Annotated in this window: 14 protein-coding genes, 2 tRNA genes, 1 pseudogene and 1 riboswitch; of the genes and pseudogenes, 16 read left to right on the forward strand and 1 reads right to left on the reverse strand. The window is 67.2% G+C overall.

Annotation, left to right across the window (positions count from 1 at the left end; genetic code table 11):
- From AC5RTT_RS04970 to AC5RTT_RS05030, 13 genes and pseudogenes are all read left to right on the forward strand, one after another.
- Nucleotides 1-681, forward strand: a pseudogene (locus AC5RTT_RS04970) (ribonuclease E/G); the annotation flags it as partial.
- 149 nt (nucleotides 682-830) lie between these two features.
- Nucleotides 831-928: riboswitch (TPP riboswitch) on the forward strand.
- 7 nt (nucleotides 929-935) lie between these two features.
- The gene (thiD, locus tag AC5RTT_RS04975) at nucleotides 936-2486 is read left to right on the forward strand and encodes a bifunctional hydroxymethylpyrimidine kinase/phosphomethylpyrimidine kinase (protein WP_494144264.1); all 1551 of its coding nucleotides are present in this window, start codon (nucleotides 936-938) and stop codon (nucleotides 2484-2486) included.
- Between the two features lie 262 nt (nucleotides 2487-2748).
- Nucleotides 2749-3057, forward strand: coding sequence for a 50S ribosomal protein L21 (gene rplU, locus AC5RTT_RS04980; RefSeq protein WP_142045052.1), 309 nt, complete (start codon nucleotides 2749-2751; stop codon nucleotides 3055-3057).
- Nucleotides 3058-3115: 58 nt separating this feature from the next.
- On the forward strand, nucleotides 3116-3379 hold the full coding sequence (gene rpmA / locus AC5RTT_RS04985) for a 50S ribosomal protein L27 (protein WP_009372867.1): 264 nt from the start codon (nucleotides 3116-3118) through the stop codon (nucleotides 3377-3379).
- Nucleotides 3380-3494: 115 nt separating this feature from the next.
- A complete protein-coding gene (gene obgE, locus AC5RTT_RS04990) occupies nucleotides 3495-5084 on the forward strand; it encodes a GTPase ObgE (protein ID WP_494144265.1) in 1590 nt (529 codons plus the stop codon).
- Nucleotides 5074-6225, forward strand: a complete 1152-nt coding sequence (gene proB, locus AC5RTT_RS04995) for a glutamate 5-kinase (RefSeq protein WP_494144266.1) — start codon at nucleotides 5074-5076, stop codon at nucleotides 6223-6225. The genes obgE and proB overlap by 11 nt, the downstream gene beginning before the upstream one ends.
- 26 nt (nucleotides 6226-6251) lie before the next feature.
- Complete coding sequence (locus tag AC5RTT_RS05000) at nucleotides 6252-7628, forward strand: glutamate-5-semialdehyde dehydrogenase (protein WP_494144267.1); 1377 nt, start codon at nucleotides 6252-6254, stop codon at nucleotides 7626-7628.
- 80 nt (nucleotides 7629-7708) lie between these two features.
- Entirely contained in the window at nucleotides 7709-7939 is a 231-nt protein-coding gene (locus AC5RTT_RS05005; RefSeq protein WP_494144268.1) for a hypothetical protein, read from the forward strand.
- Between the two features lie 13 nt (nucleotides 7940-7952).
- Nucleotides 7953-8609 carry a nicotinate-nucleotide adenylyltransferase gene (gene nadD, locus AC5RTT_RS05010; RefSeq protein ID WP_494144269.1) on the forward strand — a complete coding sequence of 219 codons (657 nt, stop codon included), beginning with the start codon at nucleotides 7953-7955 and terminating at the stop codon, nucleotides 8607-8609.
- Between the two features lie 7 nt (nucleotides 8610-8616).
- Nucleotides 8617-9933: a hypothetical protein gene (locus tag AC5RTT_RS05015; protein ID WP_494144270.1), complete on the forward strand. Its 1317-nt coding sequence runs from the start codon at nucleotides 8617-8619 to the stop codon at nucleotides 9931-9933.
- 39 nt (nucleotides 9934-9972) lie between these two features.
- Nucleotides 9973-10374: a ribosome silencing factor gene (gene rsfS / locus AC5RTT_RS05020; protein WP_479771346.1), complete on the forward strand. Its 402-nt coding sequence runs from the start codon at nucleotides 9973-9975 to the stop codon at nucleotides 10372-10374.
- 116 nt (nucleotides 10375-10490) lie between these two features.
- Nucleotides 10491-10563, forward strand: a tRNA-Ala gene (locus tag AC5RTT_RS05025).
- Between the two features lie 210 nt (nucleotides 10564-10773).
- Nucleotides 10774-10846: transfer RNA gene (locus tag AC5RTT_RS05030), tRNA-Ala, on the forward strand.
- A gap of 81 nt (nucleotides 10847-10927) precedes the next feature.
- Here AC5RTT_RS05030 and AC5RTT_RS05035 read toward each other — a convergent pair.
- Nucleotides 10928-12250, reverse strand: coding sequence for a class I SAM-dependent methyltransferase (locus AC5RTT_RS05035; RefSeq protein ID WP_494144271.1), 1323 nt, complete (start codon nucleotides 12248-12250; stop codon nucleotides 10928-10930).
- A gap of 116 nt (nucleotides 12251-12366) precedes the next feature.
- On the opposite strand from AC5RTT_RS05035, the gene AC5RTT_RS05040 reads away from it, so the two are divergent.
- The 3 genes from AC5RTT_RS05040 (at nucleotide 12367) to AC5RTT_RS05050 (ending at nucleotide 16046) form a co-directional block, all read left to right on the forward strand.
- Entirely contained in the window at nucleotides 12367-13449 is a 1083-nt protein-coding gene (locus tag AC5RTT_RS05040) for an FAD-dependent oxidoreductase (RefSeq protein ID WP_494144272.1), read from the forward strand.
- Between the two features lie 62 nt (nucleotides 13450-13511).
- Nucleotides 13512-14678 carry a class I SAM-dependent methyltransferase gene (locus tag AC5RTT_RS05045; protein WP_494144273.1) on the forward strand — a complete coding sequence of 389 codons (1167 nt, stop codon included), beginning with the start codon at nucleotides 13512-13514 and terminating at the stop codon, nucleotides 14676-14678.
- Between the two features lie 165 nt (nucleotides 14679-14843).
- A complete protein-coding gene (locus AC5RTT_RS05050) occupies nucleotides 14844-16046 on the forward strand; it encodes an ROK family transcriptional regulator (protein WP_494144315.1) in 1203 nt (400 codons plus the stop codon).
- Nucleotides 16047-16150 lie beyond the last annotated feature (104 nt).

Raw genomic sequence — 16150 nt, forward strand, 5'->3', positions numbered from 1 at the left:
CACCCGGACCCGGCCGACGCCGAGCGCCACGCCAAGGCCGAAGCCACCAGGCTGGCCCTTGCCAACATCGCGGCGGCCGCGCATGCGGCGCACCTGCATGACGACGAGGTTGCGGCGGCCAGGCAGGCCCAGTCGGCCCAGCTCGATGCGCCTGCCGCAGAGGAGAAACACGACGCCGGTACGCCGCCACGGCCTGCGGCTGTCCTGACCTTCGGCGGCGAGAAGGTTGCCCTGCCCTTCGTGGAGCACGCGGAAGAGCAGCAGCCCCGCCCTGCCCTCACCCTCGACAGGCTCGCGGAAGCCTTCGCCCACTTGGGCGAACCGGCGCCTGCCGCCGAAACCCCCGCGGAAGAACCGGAAGCGAGGCAACCCGAGGCCAGCCCTGCCAAGGCGGAGCAGCCGGCTCCCGCAGAAGCGGAGAAGGACTGGTCTGACCACACGGTGGACCAGTCCCGCCAGCGCCGGCCGCGGCGTAACCGCAGCGCTAGCCGCGCCCAGGGTGCCGCCAACGAAACCAGCGTGCAGCAGCATGAGAACGTTCCGGCACCCAGCGCCGGACACAGCCATGCTGCCAAGGCCCCGGAACCCGCATCGGGCTCGCAGGAACGCAAGGAAGGCGCGCCCAAGCCAGCCGAGGCGCCCATCATCCTGGGCGTGGGGGTTCCTGCCTCTGAGCTTTAAGCCCAGGCAAGGCCACTGTGTCACCCGGGAAGTCCCCGTCTCGTGGACCGTCCCCTCCGTATTCCGGGGGGAACGGTCCATAAGGCGGGGACTTCCTGCATGCGGTGGCTGTCACTTTTCCCGGGCTCCCAGGTCAGCGGCTAGGCTGGGTAACCGACACGGGGTGCCGCGCGAAGGGCCGGCTGAGATCCAGACCCGTTGAACCTGTCCGGCTAGTACCGGCGAAGGGATGTCTTTTGTCTTCGACCCTCTTTATGCCCGCGGAAACTTCCCAGCCCGGCGCAATCCCGGATGCAACCGTCCAGGCCGCGCCCTCCCAGCCAGCGCTGCGCCGGGACGTGCCGCGCGTCCTGTCCATTGCCGGTTCGGACCCGTCCGGCGGTGCCGGCATCCAGGCGGACCTGAAAAGCATTGCGGCGCACGGCGGCTACGGCATGGCTGCCATCACGGCCCTCACCGCGCAGAACACCCGCGGTGTGGCTTCCGTCCACCTGCCGCCCGCGTCATTCCTCGCCTGCCAGCTGGATGCCATCAGTGACGACATCAGCATCGACGCCGTCAAAATCGGCATGCTGGGCGACGCCGGGGTGATCGCCGCAGTCCGGACCTGGCTGGAGAAGGTGCGTCCCGCCGTCGTGGTCCTCGACCCGGTAATGGTGGCCACCAGCGGTGACCGGTTGCTCCAGGAATCCGCCGAGGCGGCGCTCCGCGATCTGCTGCCGCTGGCCCACCTCATCACCCCGAACCTGGCCGAACTTGCCATGCTCGTGGGCGAAGAACCCCGGGATTCCTGGGCCGGGGCCCTGGAGCAAGGACGGAAGCTGGCTGATGCCACCGGAGCAACCGTGCTGGTGAAGGGCGGCCACCTGCCAGACGCGACATGCCCGGACGCACTGGTCAACACCACCGGCCTGCTGCGGGCGGAGGTCATCGAGGTACCGGGGGAGCGGGTGGCCACCAGGAACAGCCACGGAACGGGGTGCTCGCTGTCCTCTGCAATGGCCACGGTGCAGGCGCGGCGGGGGGACTGGGAGGCGTCGCTGCGGGAAGTGAAGCCCTGGCTGGCGGGGGCGCTCGCGGACTCGGCCCGGCTTCAGGTAGGGGCCGGCAACGGGCCCGTGCACCACTTCCACCACCTGCGGGCCGTTCCGCAGCAGGGCTCATTCGAAGCCCTGCTCCGGACTGAAGCCGAAGCGGACCTGGACGCCATCTACCGCCTGGACTTCATCCGCGGCCTGGTCTCGGGCAGCCTGCCGGAAAAGGAGTTTGCCTATTACCTGGCCCAGGACGCCATCTACCTGAACGGCTACTCCCGCGTGCTGGCACGGGCAAGCGCCCTGGCCCCCACTGAGGCGGAGCAGCTGTTCTGGGCCGGATCCGCGCAGCAATGCCTGGAGGTTGAGTCCGAGCTGCACCGGTCCTGGCTCAGCACGCGTCCCGTCCAGGCCGAACTTGGCCCCGTGACAAAGTCCTACGTCGACCACCTCACGGCGGCCTCGGCGTCGGGCAGTTACGCGGTGCTCGCCGCGGCTGTCCTGCCGTGCTTCTGGCTGTATGCAGAGGTGGGTAAGACCCTCCACGCCCAGTTCCTCGCCGCGGGCGAACCGGCCGGCCACCCGTACGCGGAGTGGCTCCGGACGTACGCTGACGAGGATTTCGCCGAAGCGACCCGGAAGGCCATTGCCATTGTGGATGCGGCCGGGCGGAACGGCTCGGACGCCGAGCGGGCCGCCATGGTCACGGCCTTCAAGCAGTCCTGCCGCCTGGAAGTGGACTTTTTCGACGCGCCGCGGCTGCACGCCTGAGCCTGTGGCGCCCGTCCCGCCGGTACCATGGTTGGTGCGTGGCCCCGCCGTCCGGCCGGCCTGTGGTTCTTATCACAGCCGGAGAGCAGGAGCCAGCCTCATTTGCGGCCGAAGACAAAATTAGCGTAGTCTAGTTCTTCGGTGCTTACGCCAACACTTGGGTTATGACCCCACGGCGTTGAGGCACAGCGAGAAGCCAGCCTGTTAGAGCCGGTTCCGCACGCAAATTTAGTTAGAAACGTCGAGAGAAGTGAGTTCCCAAGTGGTGTACGCGATTGTCCGCGCAGGCGGCCGCCAAGAGAAGGTTTCCGTCGGAGACTTCGTTACCCTGAACCGCGTCGCCGGTGGGGCTGGCAGCACCATTCAGCTGCCCGCACTGCTCCTGGTTGACGGTGACAAGGTCACCTCTGCCGCTGCTGACCTGGCCAAGGTAACTGTTACGGCTGAGATCCTGAACGACCTCCGTGGTCCGAAGATTGTGATCCAGAAGTTCAAGAACAAGACCGGTTACAAGAAGCGCCAGGGTCACCGCCAGGAACTGACCAAGGTCAAGATCACTGGTATCCAGTAACCTTCGTTACTGTTCAGGTTTTTAGCAGATCCCCAGAACTTAGAGGCAGGCATTTCAAATGGCACATAAAAAGGGCGCGAGCTCCACTCGCAACGGTCGTGATTCCAACGCTCAGTACCTCGGCGTAAAGCGCTTCGGCGGCCAGGTTGTTTCCGCCGGCGAGATCATCGTCCGCCAGCGCGGCACCCACTTCCACCCGGGCGCCGGCGTGGGCCGTGGCGGCGACGACACCCTGTTCGCACTGACCCCGGGCGCCGTTGAATTCGGTACCCGCCGCGGTCGCCGCGTCGTCAACATCGTTGCTGCTGCAGCTGCAGAGTAACAACCAGCATCAAAGCGGTGGAGCGGGCCTGATGGCCCGCTCCACTGTTCTTTTAACCGCATTACAATCGTGATGGCGCTTTCGGCGCCGCGAAAACAGCACTGAGGAGATTTACGTGGCCAGCTTTGTAGACCGGGTAGTACTGCACGTATCCGGCGGTAGCGGTGGCCACGGGTGCGTCTCCGTCCACCGGGAGAAGTTCAAGCCCCTCGGCGGGCCCGACGGCGGCAACGGCGGCAACGGCGGCGACGTCATCCTGCGCGTGGACCACCAGACCACCACCCTCCTGGACTACCACCACGCACCGCACCGCCACGCCACCAACGGCGGCCCTGGCATGGGTGACTGGCGCGGCGGCAAGAACGGCGAAACCCTCGTGCTGCCTGTTCCCGACGGCACCGTGGTCAAGTCCAAGGACGGCACCGTCCTGGCCGACCTCGTTGGCGAAGGCACCGAGTATGTGGCCGCGGCCGGCGGCATCGGCGGCCTGGGCAACGCTGCCCTCGCATCCCAGAAGCGCCGTGCCCCGGGCTTCGCGCTGCTCGGCATCGAGGGTGAGTCCCGGGACATCGTCCTGGAACTGAAGTCCATCGCCGACATCGCGCTTGTCGGGTTCCCGTCAGCGGGCAAATCAAGCCTCATCGCCGCCATGTCCGCCGCCCGCCCCAAAATCGCCGACTACCCGTTTACCACCCTGGTGCCCAACCTGGGTGTGGTGCAGGCAGGGGATGTCCGCTTCACCATTGCCGACGTTCCCGGGCTGATCGAGGGTGCCAGCGAAGGCAAGGGCCTCGGCCACAACTTCCTGCGCCACGTGGAGCGCTGCGCCGCGCTGGTCCACGTCCTTGACTGCGGCACCCTGGAATCGGACCGCGACCCCCTCAGCGACCTCGCCATCATCGAGGCCGAGCTCGAAAAGTACGCCGTGGACATGAGCTACGCCGGCCAGGACGGCGAGGTGGTTCCGTTGAACCACCGGCCCCGCCTGGTTGCCCTCAACAAGGTGGACCTGCCAGACGGCAAGGACATGGCGGAATTTGTCCGGCCGGAGCTGGAATCCCGCGGCTACCGGGTGTTCGAGGTGTCCGCCACCAGCCATGAAGGACTCCGCCAACTCGGCTTTGCCATGGCAGAAATCGTCAAGGCTGCCCGGGACGCGGTGGCAGCCGCGCCGCCCAAGGTGCAGCCTGCCGTGCTGCGGCCCCGCGCCGTCAACGAAACCGGCTTCCGGATCCGCCGCGAGGAAAAGAACCTCGAGCCGCTGTTCCGCGTCCTGGGCGAAAAGCCCGTGCGCTGGGTCAAGCAGACCGATTTCACCAACGAGGAAGCCATCGGCTACCTCGCCGACCGCCTGGCGAAGCTCGGCGTGGAAACGGAACTGTTCAAGCAGGGCGCCAAGCCCGGTGACACCGTGGTGATCGGCGAGGATGACGGCGTCGTCTTCGACTGGGAGCCCACCATGATGGCGGGCGCCGAACTCCTGGCCTCGCCGCGTGGCACGGACGTCCGTTTTGCCGATATAGGCGACCGCCCCACCCGCGGACAGAAGCGTGAGGAACAGCAGGAACGCAAGGATGCCAAGGCCGCCGCGCGCGCTGAACTCGAAGCTGAGCGTAAGGCCGGCATCTGGACTGAGTCCGTGAGCAGCCGCCGCGTTGCCAAGCCGCTCAAGGAGAGTGGACTGGACGCAGACAATGAGTTCTAGGGCGGCCGCCACGGAACCGGTCACCGGTTCGGTGGACAGGAGTGTGCTTGCCAACGCCCGGCGCGTGGTGGTGAAAGTCGGTTCGTCGTCGCTGACGAGCATCAAGGGCGGCATCTCGGAGGAATCGCTCGTCGCCCTCGCCGACGCCCTGGCCGCCAAGCGCAACGCGGGCACGGAACTGATCCTGGTGTCCTCCGGTGCCATTGCCGCCGGGCTGGCCCCGCTGGGCCTTGCCAAGCGGCCGCGGGACCTTGCAACCCAGCAGGCCGCGGCCAGCGTGGGGCAGGGACTGCTGATGGCCCGCTACACGCAGGCCTTCGGCGCACACGGCGTGACGGTCAGCCAGGTGCTGCTCACCGCTGAGGACCTGATGCGCCGCAGCCAGCACACCAACGCCTTCCGGGCGCTTGACCGGCTCCTGAACCTGGGCGTGGTTCCGGTCGTCAACGAAAACGACACCGTGGCCACGCACGAAATCAGGTTTGGCGACAATGACCGCCTTGCCGCCCTGGTGGCCCACCTGGTCCGCGCCGACGCGCTGGTGCTGCTGTCCGACGTCGACTCGCTCTATGATGGCCCGCCGTCGCTCGGGGCAAAGCGGATTCCCCTGGTCGAAGGCCCCCATGACCTCGAAGGCGTCACCATCGGCAAGGCCGGCAAAGCCGGCGTCGGCACCGGCGGCATGATGACCAAGGTGGAGGCCGCTACCATGGCCGCCGGTTCCGGCATCCACGCCCTGGTCACCTCCACGCCCAACGCGGCCGCCGCCCTGAACGGCGAGGACGTGGGCACCTGGTTCACGGTCAACGGGGCACGCAAGCCTGTGCGTCTCCTCTGGCTGGCGCACGTGGCGTCCGTGCAGGGCCGCCTGGTCCTGGACGACGGCGCGGTGCGGGCCGTCCGGCACCACCGCACCTCCCTGCTGCCGGCGGGCATTTCAGCGGTGCACGGGGATTTTGAAGCGGGCGACGCCGTCGAGATCGCAGGTGCCGACGGCACCGTAGTGGCGCGCGGGCTGGTGAATTACTCGTCCGTGGAATTGCCCCGCATGCTCGGCCGTTCCACGCGGGACCTCGGGGAGGAACTGGGCACCGGCTACGACCGCGAAGTTGTTCATGTTGACGACCTGGTTCTGGTCTGAGCCGCGGGCTCGCCTAAACTGGGAACATGACTGAGGCCCTGATTTCCAACACTGCTGACAACTCCGTAGACGCTGCCGCTGCCGGTGCGCAGCCGGTCACGCCTGCAGCAGCGCCGGAATCCGCTTCGGTTCCGCTCTCCGATGCGGACGTCCAGGCCGCAGTCCACGCCATCGCGGATCGCTCACGCACCGCAGCCCGCCGGATGGCCATGGCCAACCGTGCCTGGAAGGACCGGGCGCTGCGGGCAGTGGGCGCCGCCCTGCAGGAGAGCACACAGGCAATCCTGGCCGCCAACGCCAGGGACGTCGCCGCCGGCAAGGCCAACGGCACCTCTGCTGCCCTGCTTGACCGCTTGACCCTGACCGAGGCCCGTATCGCCGGGCTGGTGGCAGCACTGGAAAACCTGGCCAACCTGCCCGACCCCGTCGGCAACGTGGTCCGCGGCCAGACCCTGCCCAACGGCCTGCGCCTGCGCCAGGTGAATGTCCCCATGGGCGTGGTGGCCGCCATCTACGAAGCCCGCCCCAACGTTACCGTTGACATCGCCGGCCTGGCCCTCAAGAGCGGCAACGCCGTGATCCTGCGCGGCGGCAGCGCTGCGGAAGCCACCAACGAGGTGCTGGTGCGGGTGCTGCGCGAGGCCCTCGAATCCGTGGGCCTGCCTGCTGACGCCGTGCAGACCGTGGACCAGTACGGACGCGCCGGCGCCAACGTGCTCATGCGGGCCCGCGGCAGGGTGGACGTCCTGATTCCCCGCGGCGGCCGCGACCTCATCCAGACAGTGGTCAACAACTCCGCCGTCCCCGTCATCGAGACGGGGGAGGGCAACGTGCATATCTTCATCGACGAATCAGCCGGCGAAGAGATGGCCGTGGAGATCCTGCTCAACGCCAAGACCCAGCGGCCCAGCGTCTGCAACACTGTTGAAACGCTCCTGGTCCACTCCGGGTCCACCGTGCTGCCCGCCGTCGCTGCCGCCTTGAGCAAGGCCGGAGTACGGCTGCACGCGGACGACCGCATCCGCGCCGCCCTGCCTGACTCCATCGAGTCGGAACCCGCGACGGATGAGGACTGGGGCACCGAGTACATGAACCTCGACCTTGCCGTTGCCATGGTGGACAGCCTCGATGAGGCCGTCAGCCACATCCGCACCTGGTCCACCGGCCACACCGAGGCCATCCTCACCAACAACCTGGCCAACGCCGAACGGTTCATCGCCGAAGTCGATTCGGCAGCCGTCATCGTCAACGCCTCCACGCGGTTCACCGACGGCGGGGAACTGGGGCTGGGTGCCGAGGTGGGCATTTCCACGCAGAAACTGCATGCGCGCGGTCCGATGGGCCTGACCGAACTCACCACCACCAAGTGGATCGTGCAGGGCGAGGGCCAAGTCCGCGGGTAGCGACGCGGTAACATAGACCAGACGCCAGAAAGCAGCGGACTTTTCCGCTGCCACCAACCTTTGAAACTCTAGGGGAGAACATGCTGCTCCAGCAGATCGCCATGACCGTCGCCGAAGGCGAAGAACATGAACTCGCGCCGTTGTGGGCTGATCCGTGGGTCTTCGGCGTGGTCATCTTCGCCATCTTCCTGGTGCTGATGTTCGTCACCCTCTCCTACAAGAATCTGGGCAACCGCCACTCTGCCACCGAAGAGCACGCGGATCCGCACCGCCAGCACCCGAACAAGCACGATCACGGGCAGGGCCACTAACATCTCCCGCGTTTTGCGCCACAGCGGCCCCCACCGCAGGCTGCGCCTGGGCGTGATGGGTGGGACATTCGATCCCATCCATCACGGCCACCTGGTTGCAGCCAGCGAAGTTGCCGCCGAGTTCGACCTGGACGAGGTGGTTTTCGTCCCCACCGGCCAGCCGTGGCAGAAGTCCCACAAGCAGGTCAGCGAGCCCGAACACCGGTACCTCATGACGGTCATCGCGACGGCCTCGAATCCGCGGTTCACCGTGAGCCGGGTGGACATCGAGCGTCCCGGCCCCACCTACACCATTGACACCCTCCGTGACCTGCGCGCGCAGCGTCCGGAAGCGGATCTCTTCTTCATCACCGGGGCGGACGCCCTGGCCCAGATCCTGTCCTGGAAGGACATCGATGAACTGTGGTCGCTGGCCCATTTCGTTGGCGTCACCCGGCCCGGCCATGTGCTGGACGGCATGGGGCGGGACGACGTGAGCCTGCTCGAAGTGCCCGCCATGGCCATCTCCTCCACGGACTGCCGGGCCCGGGTAGCGGCACACGACCCCGTCTGGTACCTGGTGCCGGACGGCGTGGTGCAGTACATCGCCAAGTACGGTCTCTATGCCCAGGTGCCGGCGGGCGGAAACCAGCCGTCCGTCGAAGCACGTGAACCAGCCAGTACTGAATGAGTTCTCAATGAGTCAGGAACAGCCCCCCATCCGCAGCCGCCGGGAACTCCGGAAGGCAAGGGATGCCCAGCAGGCGACCGTGTCCACAGGCCCGGAGCCGCTGGCCCCTGCCACTGACCGGCAGCCTGCCACGCTGCCCGACACCAAGCGCCCGGCCGGCCCGGGCCCCGATGCGAGCCTTCCTGCTGCCGCGGGGCAGGCGGCAGCCGCGAAAACTGCCGAACCGGCCTCCACGCAGCGGTCATCCCAGATCCGGGCTCGGGACCGCGCAGCCTTGCGCACCATAAAGGAGCTGGAGGAAAAAGAAGGTCAGCTCGCCGCCGGTGGTCCGCCCACCCGCCGCCAGCTCCGCCTGCAGCAGCTCAAGGAACAGGCGCTGACCGCCGCCAACCCCGTCGTGCCGCCTGCCGCGGGTCCTTCCGCCGGTGCCTCCGGCCCCGCCGCCGCTACTGACGGGAAGGGGGAGGCAGTACAAGGCACTGCTTTGCCCGCCGCAAAGACCCCGCCTGCCGCGAAGACCCGGCCCGCCGCTGCAGGAGGGCCGGCTGCCCCTGCCCGGTCGGGCGGCCCTGAGGGAATGACGGTCGAGCAGGCCCTTGCCGCCAGGGCCCTGATCGCGGAGCAGGCCAGGAACCAGATTGCCAAAATGGAGCACATTGCCTCCATGGATCCGGAAGCGGTGGACCCCGATATCTTGGCGGAGCAGATCGCCCTCGCCGAACGCGCCGCCGTCATGAACCGCCGTGCCCTGGCCAAGCAAAAACTCGCCGAACAGGCCGGCACGCCACCGGTCCCGGGGAAGGATCCGGCCTCCAAAGACACCGCTTCCCAGGTGCGGCCCGGCCCGTCAACAGCCAGTAACCTGGCCATGGTCACTCCGCTTGAGTTCGTGCAGGTGCCCGGCGTTGACCGGCCCGTGATGAAGCCCCCGGCCACTTCCCACGTTCCCGTTGCAACCCGCCCCGGTACGAAGGTCCAGCCTGCCGGCACCGGGAAGCAGCGGCGTCCGGCCAGCCGTTCCAACCAGGCCGCGGTGGACAGCGCATCCGGCCGTTCCCAGGTCATCGCCCGTGCCGAGGCTGCCGCCCGCGCGGCCACCCGTCCCAAGGCTGTTGTCATCCCGGAAGACCAGTCCGAGGGACTGGTCGAGGAACTGCCCAGGGTCCCGGCCAGCTCGGCCTACGGGCTGGACCCCCTGGACGCTGCCACCGCCGGGCTGGCCAGGGCAAAGCGGAACCGGGTACTGCAGCTCTGCATCCTGCTTTTCGGCATCGTGGCCCTCGTCTCCGGCATTTTCCTGATCGTCAGCGGCATGTCCAGCTGACCGGCGAGCCCCCCACACTTTTAATCAACAAGGAGTCCCGTGACTGCATCGAATTCATCCATCACCATCGCCCGCACCGCCGCAAAGGCAGCCGCGGACAAGATTGCCCAAGACATCGTGGCCCTTGACGTCAGTGAGCGGCTGGCGCTGGCAGACGTGTTCCTCATCGCCTCCGCGCCGAGCGAACGCCAGGTCAACGCCATTGTTGACGGCATCGAGGAAGAGCTGGCCAAGCAGGACCTGCGGCCGGTGCGCCGTGAAGGCCGCTCGGGTGGCCGCTGGGTCCTGCTGGACTACTCCGACATTGTGATCCATGTCCAACATGAAGAGGACCGGGTGTTCTACGCACTCGAGCGGCTCTGGAAGGACTGCCCCGTGGTGGACCTCCAGCTCGGTGATGACGCCTCCGCCAAGGCAGCGGCAGCTTCCGAAGGCGAGTAGCGGCCGCCCCAGCACGGCGAATATTCCGGATTTGGAATTTTCGGAATTGCTGTTCTAAGATATTTGAGTTGCTTCGGGGGAGACCTGGAAAAAGCTTGGACGAGCAGCAACGATCCGGGGCTGTGGCGCAGCTGGTAGCGCACCTGCATGGCATGCAGGGGGTCAGGGGTTCGAGTCCCCTCAGCTCCACCGGAGAAATCCGCCGGAATCATCTGATTCCGGCGGATTTTTTGTTTTTTCCCAGGGTGTACGCGGACTCCTGATGCGGTCCCCAGGACTGGTTACATACCCCCTCCGCAGCACCCGTACCCCCAGGCTTTCCCCGATTTGGCGCAGCCGCAAAATTGCATTAAGCTGGTCAGGTTGCTCCGGGGAATTCGACCGGAAAGGCAAGAGTACGGGGCTGTGGCGCAGCTGGTAGCGCACCTGCATGGCATGCAGGGGGTCAGGGGTTCGAGTCCCCTCAGCTCCACGCAATTCTCCATCAGGAGAAAAAGAAGAGGAACCATCCGCCAAGAATGGTTCCTCTTTTGCTTTAAGGACCGAGTGGGTGTCAGAGCCAGGCTGTCCGGCGCAGCGGAGGTTCCTCCCCGCCCGGCCGCTGCACCAGGACCTGGTTCACGCCGGTCAGGTTGTTCTCAAAACCCAGAGCACTGGAAGCCATGTACAGCCGCCACACCCGGGCGCGGCCCAGCCCGGCGAGCGCGGCTGCCTGATCCCAGTTCTCTTCCAGCCGCCGGACCCATGCGCGCAGCGTCAAGGCATAGTGCCGGCGCAGCGCCTCCACGTCCAGGACCTCGAAACCGGCGGACTCCAGGGCTGTGACCATCTCGCCGAGGCTGATCATTTCACCGTCAGGAAAGACATACCGGGGGATGAACGAATCCGGGTCCGGCTTTGTGGGACCGGCGTTCCAGGAAATGGCGTGATTGAGTAGGCGGCCGCCGGGCCGCAGCAGCGCAAAGAGTGCCGCCGCGTAGCCGGGTGTCTGTTCACGCCCCACATGCTCAGACATGCCGATGGAACTGATTGCGTCAAACGGCCCGTCCGGAATGTCCCGGTAATCCTGGACCCGGATGTCCACCTTGTCCGTCAGCCCGGCGTCGGCTGCGCGCTTCCGTGCGAGCACGGCCTGTTCCGCCGAAAGCGTGACGCCCACCACGGTGGCACCGTACTTTCCCGCCGCCTGCAGTGCGAAACTGCCCCAGCCGCAGCCCACGTCCAGCACGCGCATTCCGGGTTTCAGCTCCAGTTTCCGGCAGACAAGGTCCAGCTTCGCTTCCTGGGCGGCGTCCAACCCCTCCACGAGGCGGGCACCTGTGGCCGGGCCCCGCGTGGCCCAGGTATCCCCTGGCCAGACGGCGCATGAGTAAACCATTGATGGTCCCAGCACCAGGGCGTAGAAGTCGTTGCCGACGTCGTAGTGGTGTGAGATGGCGGCCGAGTCCCGGCGGCGCGAGTGCAACCTGCCTTTGCGCTGGATCCGTGCCTCCTCGGGCGGAGGCGCCGGATTGGGGCCCACGGCCCCCAGCCGGATGGCGGTGCGGACCAGGGACCAGAGTTCGGCGGGGGTGGGCGGCCGGAACGGGCCGGGTTCGGCGAACTTTCCGGCCGAACTCAACGCCGAGAACGCCTCAAAGACGTCCCCGGGCGCATCGATCTCGCCGGCAACGTAAGCCCTGCTGAGCCCCAGCTGCCCTGGTGACCAGAGCATCCGGCGCAGGGCCCGGCGGGAACGGAATTCCAGGACGGGTGCCCCCTCTGGGCCGGCTTCGGAACCATCCCAGGCCTTCAGGCGCAGTGGTATCTGGTCCGTTCCCAGCACGATGCCCATTGCCCTGGCCAGTTTTGCTGCCGCACCGTGGTCTCTCGTCATGGTGGCTGCCTTCCTGTACAGCCCGGGCCGCCCCGGGTGACCTTGCCGTGCCCTTCCGGGCCGGTCCCTTGGGCCAACCCTAAAGCCGGAACCCCCCGCCCGACTATCATGGGGGAGTGAATTCTGCCCGGGTCGACGTCGTCGTGATCGGAGCGGGCCAGGCGGGGCTCTCCGCCGCCTACCATCTGCAGCGCCGCGGGATCCACTACGTGGTGCTCGACGCCGAAGAAGGACCGGGAGGTGCCTGGCGGCACCGGTGGAGGAGCCTTCGGATGGCCACCGTCAACGGGATCAGCGACCTTCCCGGCATCGCGAAGCCCGCCGTTGACCCCTCCGAGCCGAGTTCCGAATTCCTGACCCGCTATTTCCGTGATTACGAGGAAGAACTGGGCCTTGCGGTCCGGCGCCCCGTGAAGGTCCGCTCGGTCAGCCGTGAAGACGATGACCCGGCGGGCAGGCTGGAGATTTCCACTTCCGACGGCGGGTGGGCGGCAAAGGCGGTCATCAACGCCACGGGCACCTGGACCCGTCCGTTCTGGCCCATCTACCCGGGGCAGTCCACCTTCCGCGGCAGGCAGCTCCACGTGGCCGACTACGTGGCCCCCGAGGAGTTCGCGGGCCTGCACGTCATCGTGGTGGGCGGCGGGATCTCCGCCGTCGGACTTCTGGACGAAATTTCGCAGGTGACCTCCACCAGCTGGTTCACCAGGCGGGAACCGGTGTGGCGGGATGCGGATTTTGACTCCTGGGCGGGACATGACGCGGTGGCGCTTGTGGAGGAGCGGGTCCGCAAGGGGCTGCCGCCGCAGAGCGTGGTGTCGGTGACGGGGCTGATTTGGACGCCCGCCCTCCGGGCTGCGGCGGCACGCGGCGCGCTGGAGCGGCAACCCATGTTCACGACGATCGAGCCGGACGGGGTGCGCCTGGCGGACGGGCGTCTCCTGAGAGCAGACGTCATCCTCTGGGCCACCGGATTCCGCGCGGAGCTTGAGCATCTGGCGCCGCTTCACCTGCGCGGTCCCGGCGGTGGAATCGTCATGGACGGGACACAGGTGGCGGCCGAACCGCGCGTCCACCTGGTGGGTTACGGGCCGTCGTCGTCCACCATCGGTGCCAACCGGGCAGGCCGTGCGGCGGTAGCCGCCATCCTGAAACTGCCTGGAATCGCTCCCGCCGCGGAGACGGTAACGTGGGGCTGACCCCGCTCGCAGGCACAAAAGAGCGCAGGCCGGGGCCTCAGGACCAGCAGAAAGCAGCATCAGTGGCAACCAACCGTCTCGAGGATGTCTTCCAAGTGCTCCGGCGGCGGCCCGACGTCGAGGCCCCCAACCTCCAGGCGTGGGACGCCACGGACCGGCTGCTGCTGGACACTGCCCGGGAGCATGTTGTCCCGGGCAGCCAGGTGGCCGTCATCGGTGACCGCTACGGCGCACTGACCCTCGGCGCGCTTGCGGTGCTGGAGCCGGCAGCCGTCCGCGTGCACCAGGACCTCATCACCGGGGAGCGGGCACTGCGCCTCAACGCGGCGGAGTGGCTGGCTTCAGGGCACGACGCCGGCACCGCCACGGTGCCGGCCTTTGAGCAGGTGCCGCTTGGCCCCGGGCTCCTGGCAGACGCGCACGCCGTGCTCCTGCAGCTGCCGAAGACCCTGGCGGAGCTGGAGGAGATTGTGGCTGCGGTGGCCCGGCATGCGCCCGCAGGAGTGACCCTGCTGGCCGGCGGCCGGGTCAAACATATGTCCCTCGGTATGAATGCTGTCCTGGAAAGATTCTTCGATTCGGTCCAGCCGCAGCTCGCCCGGCAAAAGTCCCGTGTCATCCTTGCCACCGGTGTGAAGGCAACCGAAGAACCGGAGCGCTTTCCCGTCGTCGGGCATATTGCCGAACTGGACCTGGAGGTCGCCGCGCACGGGGCCGTCTTTGCCGGTCCGAAACTGGACATCGGCACCCGGTTCCTGCTGACCTTCCTTCCGGCCATGAAACCGGCCCGCCACGCTGTTGACCTCGGCTGCGGAACGGGCATCCTCGCTGCCATGTACGCCAGGCATTCACCCGGATCCACCGTGACCGCCACGGACCAGTCGGCCGCTGCCGTGGCCTCCGCCCTTGCCACTGCCCGCGCGAACGGCCTGCAGGAGCGCATCCGCGTCCTGCAGGATGACGCGCTCAGCACCATGGAGGCAGGCAGCGCCGACCTGGCGCTGCTCAATCCGCCGTTCCACGTCGGCGCCGGCGTGCATGCCGGTGCCGGGCTAAAAATGATTGAAGCCGCAGGGCGGGTGCTGGCTCCGGAAGGCGAACTGTGGACGGTGTATAACCGGCATCTGCCCTACCTGCCGGCGCTGGAGCGCCATGTGGGACCCACGGCCGTCAAGGGGCAGAACCCGAAGTTCCTGGTGACCCGGAGCATCAAGCACAAGTTCCGGTAAATGTATGCGCAAAGTAGGCTGCGACGCCGTCGCGCCCTATGGGTCTGCGTCCACGCGTAACGTACGATTCAAGCAGCACCACAACCACGTGGCCGAAGAAGTTTAGGGGACACCGTGACTGAGATCCGCCAATCCTCACCGAGGCGCGGAACCAACCTGCCCCGGATGGGCGACTTCAACCTCACGGTGATCCTCGACGCCATCCGCAGGTCCTCGGGCGGACTCAGCCGGGTTGAACTCGCGCAGATCGTGGGCCTCTCTCCGCAGACCATTTCCAACATTTCCCGCCGGCTGCTTGACCAGAACCTCATTGTGGAGGCCGGCAAGGAAGGGACCGGGCCTGGAAAACCGCGTACCATCCTCCGCCTCAACCCCCGCGGCATGTACGCCGTGGGTGTCCATCTCGATCCCGCCGTCACAACCTTCGTGGTCCTTGACCTGGTGGGGGCCGTCGTCCGGCACTCCCGGATCCGGACGCCGGGAGGAAACGATCCGTCCGCTGTGATCAGCACCATCGCGGCCGAGATCGCCAAGCTTGTGGAGGACTCCGGGGTAGACCGGGACCGGATCGCCGGCCTCGGGGTCGCGGCGCCGGGTCCCATCGACCTGGACAACGGAAATGTGGTGGACCCGCCGCTCCTGCCGGGCTGGGACCGCGTGGAGCTGCGCAACGCGCTGTCAGACGCTACGGGTTACTCGGTCCTCATGGACAAGGACGTCACCAGCGCGGCTGTCGCTGAAACATGGGCCGGCGGGCCCAGCGGGGCCGGCAGCTTTGTCTTCATGTACATGGGTACCGGCATCGGCTGCGGCATCGTGCTCAATGACGAAGTGGTGCGGGGAACGTCCGGCAATGCCGGCGAAATCGGCCACATCGTGGTGGACCCCGACGGGCCCCAGTGCGACTGCGGATTGCGCGGCTGCGTGAAATCCTCCTGCATCCCCCAGGTCCTCGTGGCGGAAGCCGAGGCTGCAGGGATCCTGGACAGCTCCCGTTCCGGGAACAGCGGCGCTGAAATCCAGCAAAGCTTCGCCAGGCTCTGCGAACTGGCCGACGCCGGCGACCAGCGCGCTGCAGCCATCATCGACAAGTCCGCCGTGCTGGTTGCCCGGGCGGTATCGGTGGTCACCAACACCCTCGACGTCGAGCGTGTGGTCTTCGGTGGCCCCTTCTGGAGCGCCATGGCGGAACGTTTCCTGGCGAAGGTCCCGCCGGTGCTGGACGCCAACAGCGCGGCCCGGCTGATCCACCCCATCGAGGTGGTGGGCACCGGGGTGGGGGAGGACGTCGGTGCCATTGGCGCCGCCTCGCTGGTGCTTGAACACACCCTTGCCCCCCGCGCCCAGCGGCTGCTGCTGGAGAGCTGATCCGACGCATTGGACCGGTGCCTTGATTGCGGCATCCGACCCATCTAGCATGTGCATATTGCCGCGGCTGGGGACCGCTGACAACGGGGTCCGCAGCATTAACT

The organism is Arthrobacter sp. Y3221157 (assembly GCF_059089865.1).

Excerpts from the sequence above, each read along its gene's own strand:
- thiD (WP_494144264.1), top strand. The coding sequence starts at position 936 with ATGCCCGCGGAAACTTCCCAGCCCGGCGCAATCCCGGATGCAACCGTC.
- AC5RTT_RS05005 (WP_494144268.1), top strand. The coding sequence starts at position 7,709 with ATGCTGCTCCAGCAGATCGCCATGACCGTCGCCGAAGGCGAAGAACAT.
- rpmA (WP_009372867.1), top strand. The coding sequence starts at position 3,116 with ATGGCACATAAAAAGGGCGCGAGCTCCACTCGCAACGGTCGTGATTCC.
- AC5RTT_RS05050 (WP_494144315.1), top strand. The coding sequence starts at position 14,844 with ATGGGCGACTTCAACCTCACGGTGATCCTCGACGCCATCCGCAGGTCC.
- AC5RTT_RS05015 (WP_494144270.1), top strand. The coding sequence starts at position 8,617 with ATGAGTCAGGAACAGCCCCCCATCCGCAGCCGCCGGGAACTCCGGAAG.
- AC5RTT_RS05000 (WP_494144267.1), top strand. The coding sequence starts at position 6,252 with ATGACTGAGGCCCTGATTTCCAACACTGCTGACAACTCCGTAGACGCT.
- AC5RTT_RS05035 (WP_494144271.1), bottom strand. The coding sequence starts at position 12,250 with ATGACGAGAGACCACGGTGCGGCAGCAAAACTGGCCAGGGCAATGGGC.
- proB (WP_494144266.1), top strand. The coding sequence starts at position 5,074 with ATGAGTTCTAGGGCGGCCGCCACGGAACCGGTCACCGGTTCGGTGGAC.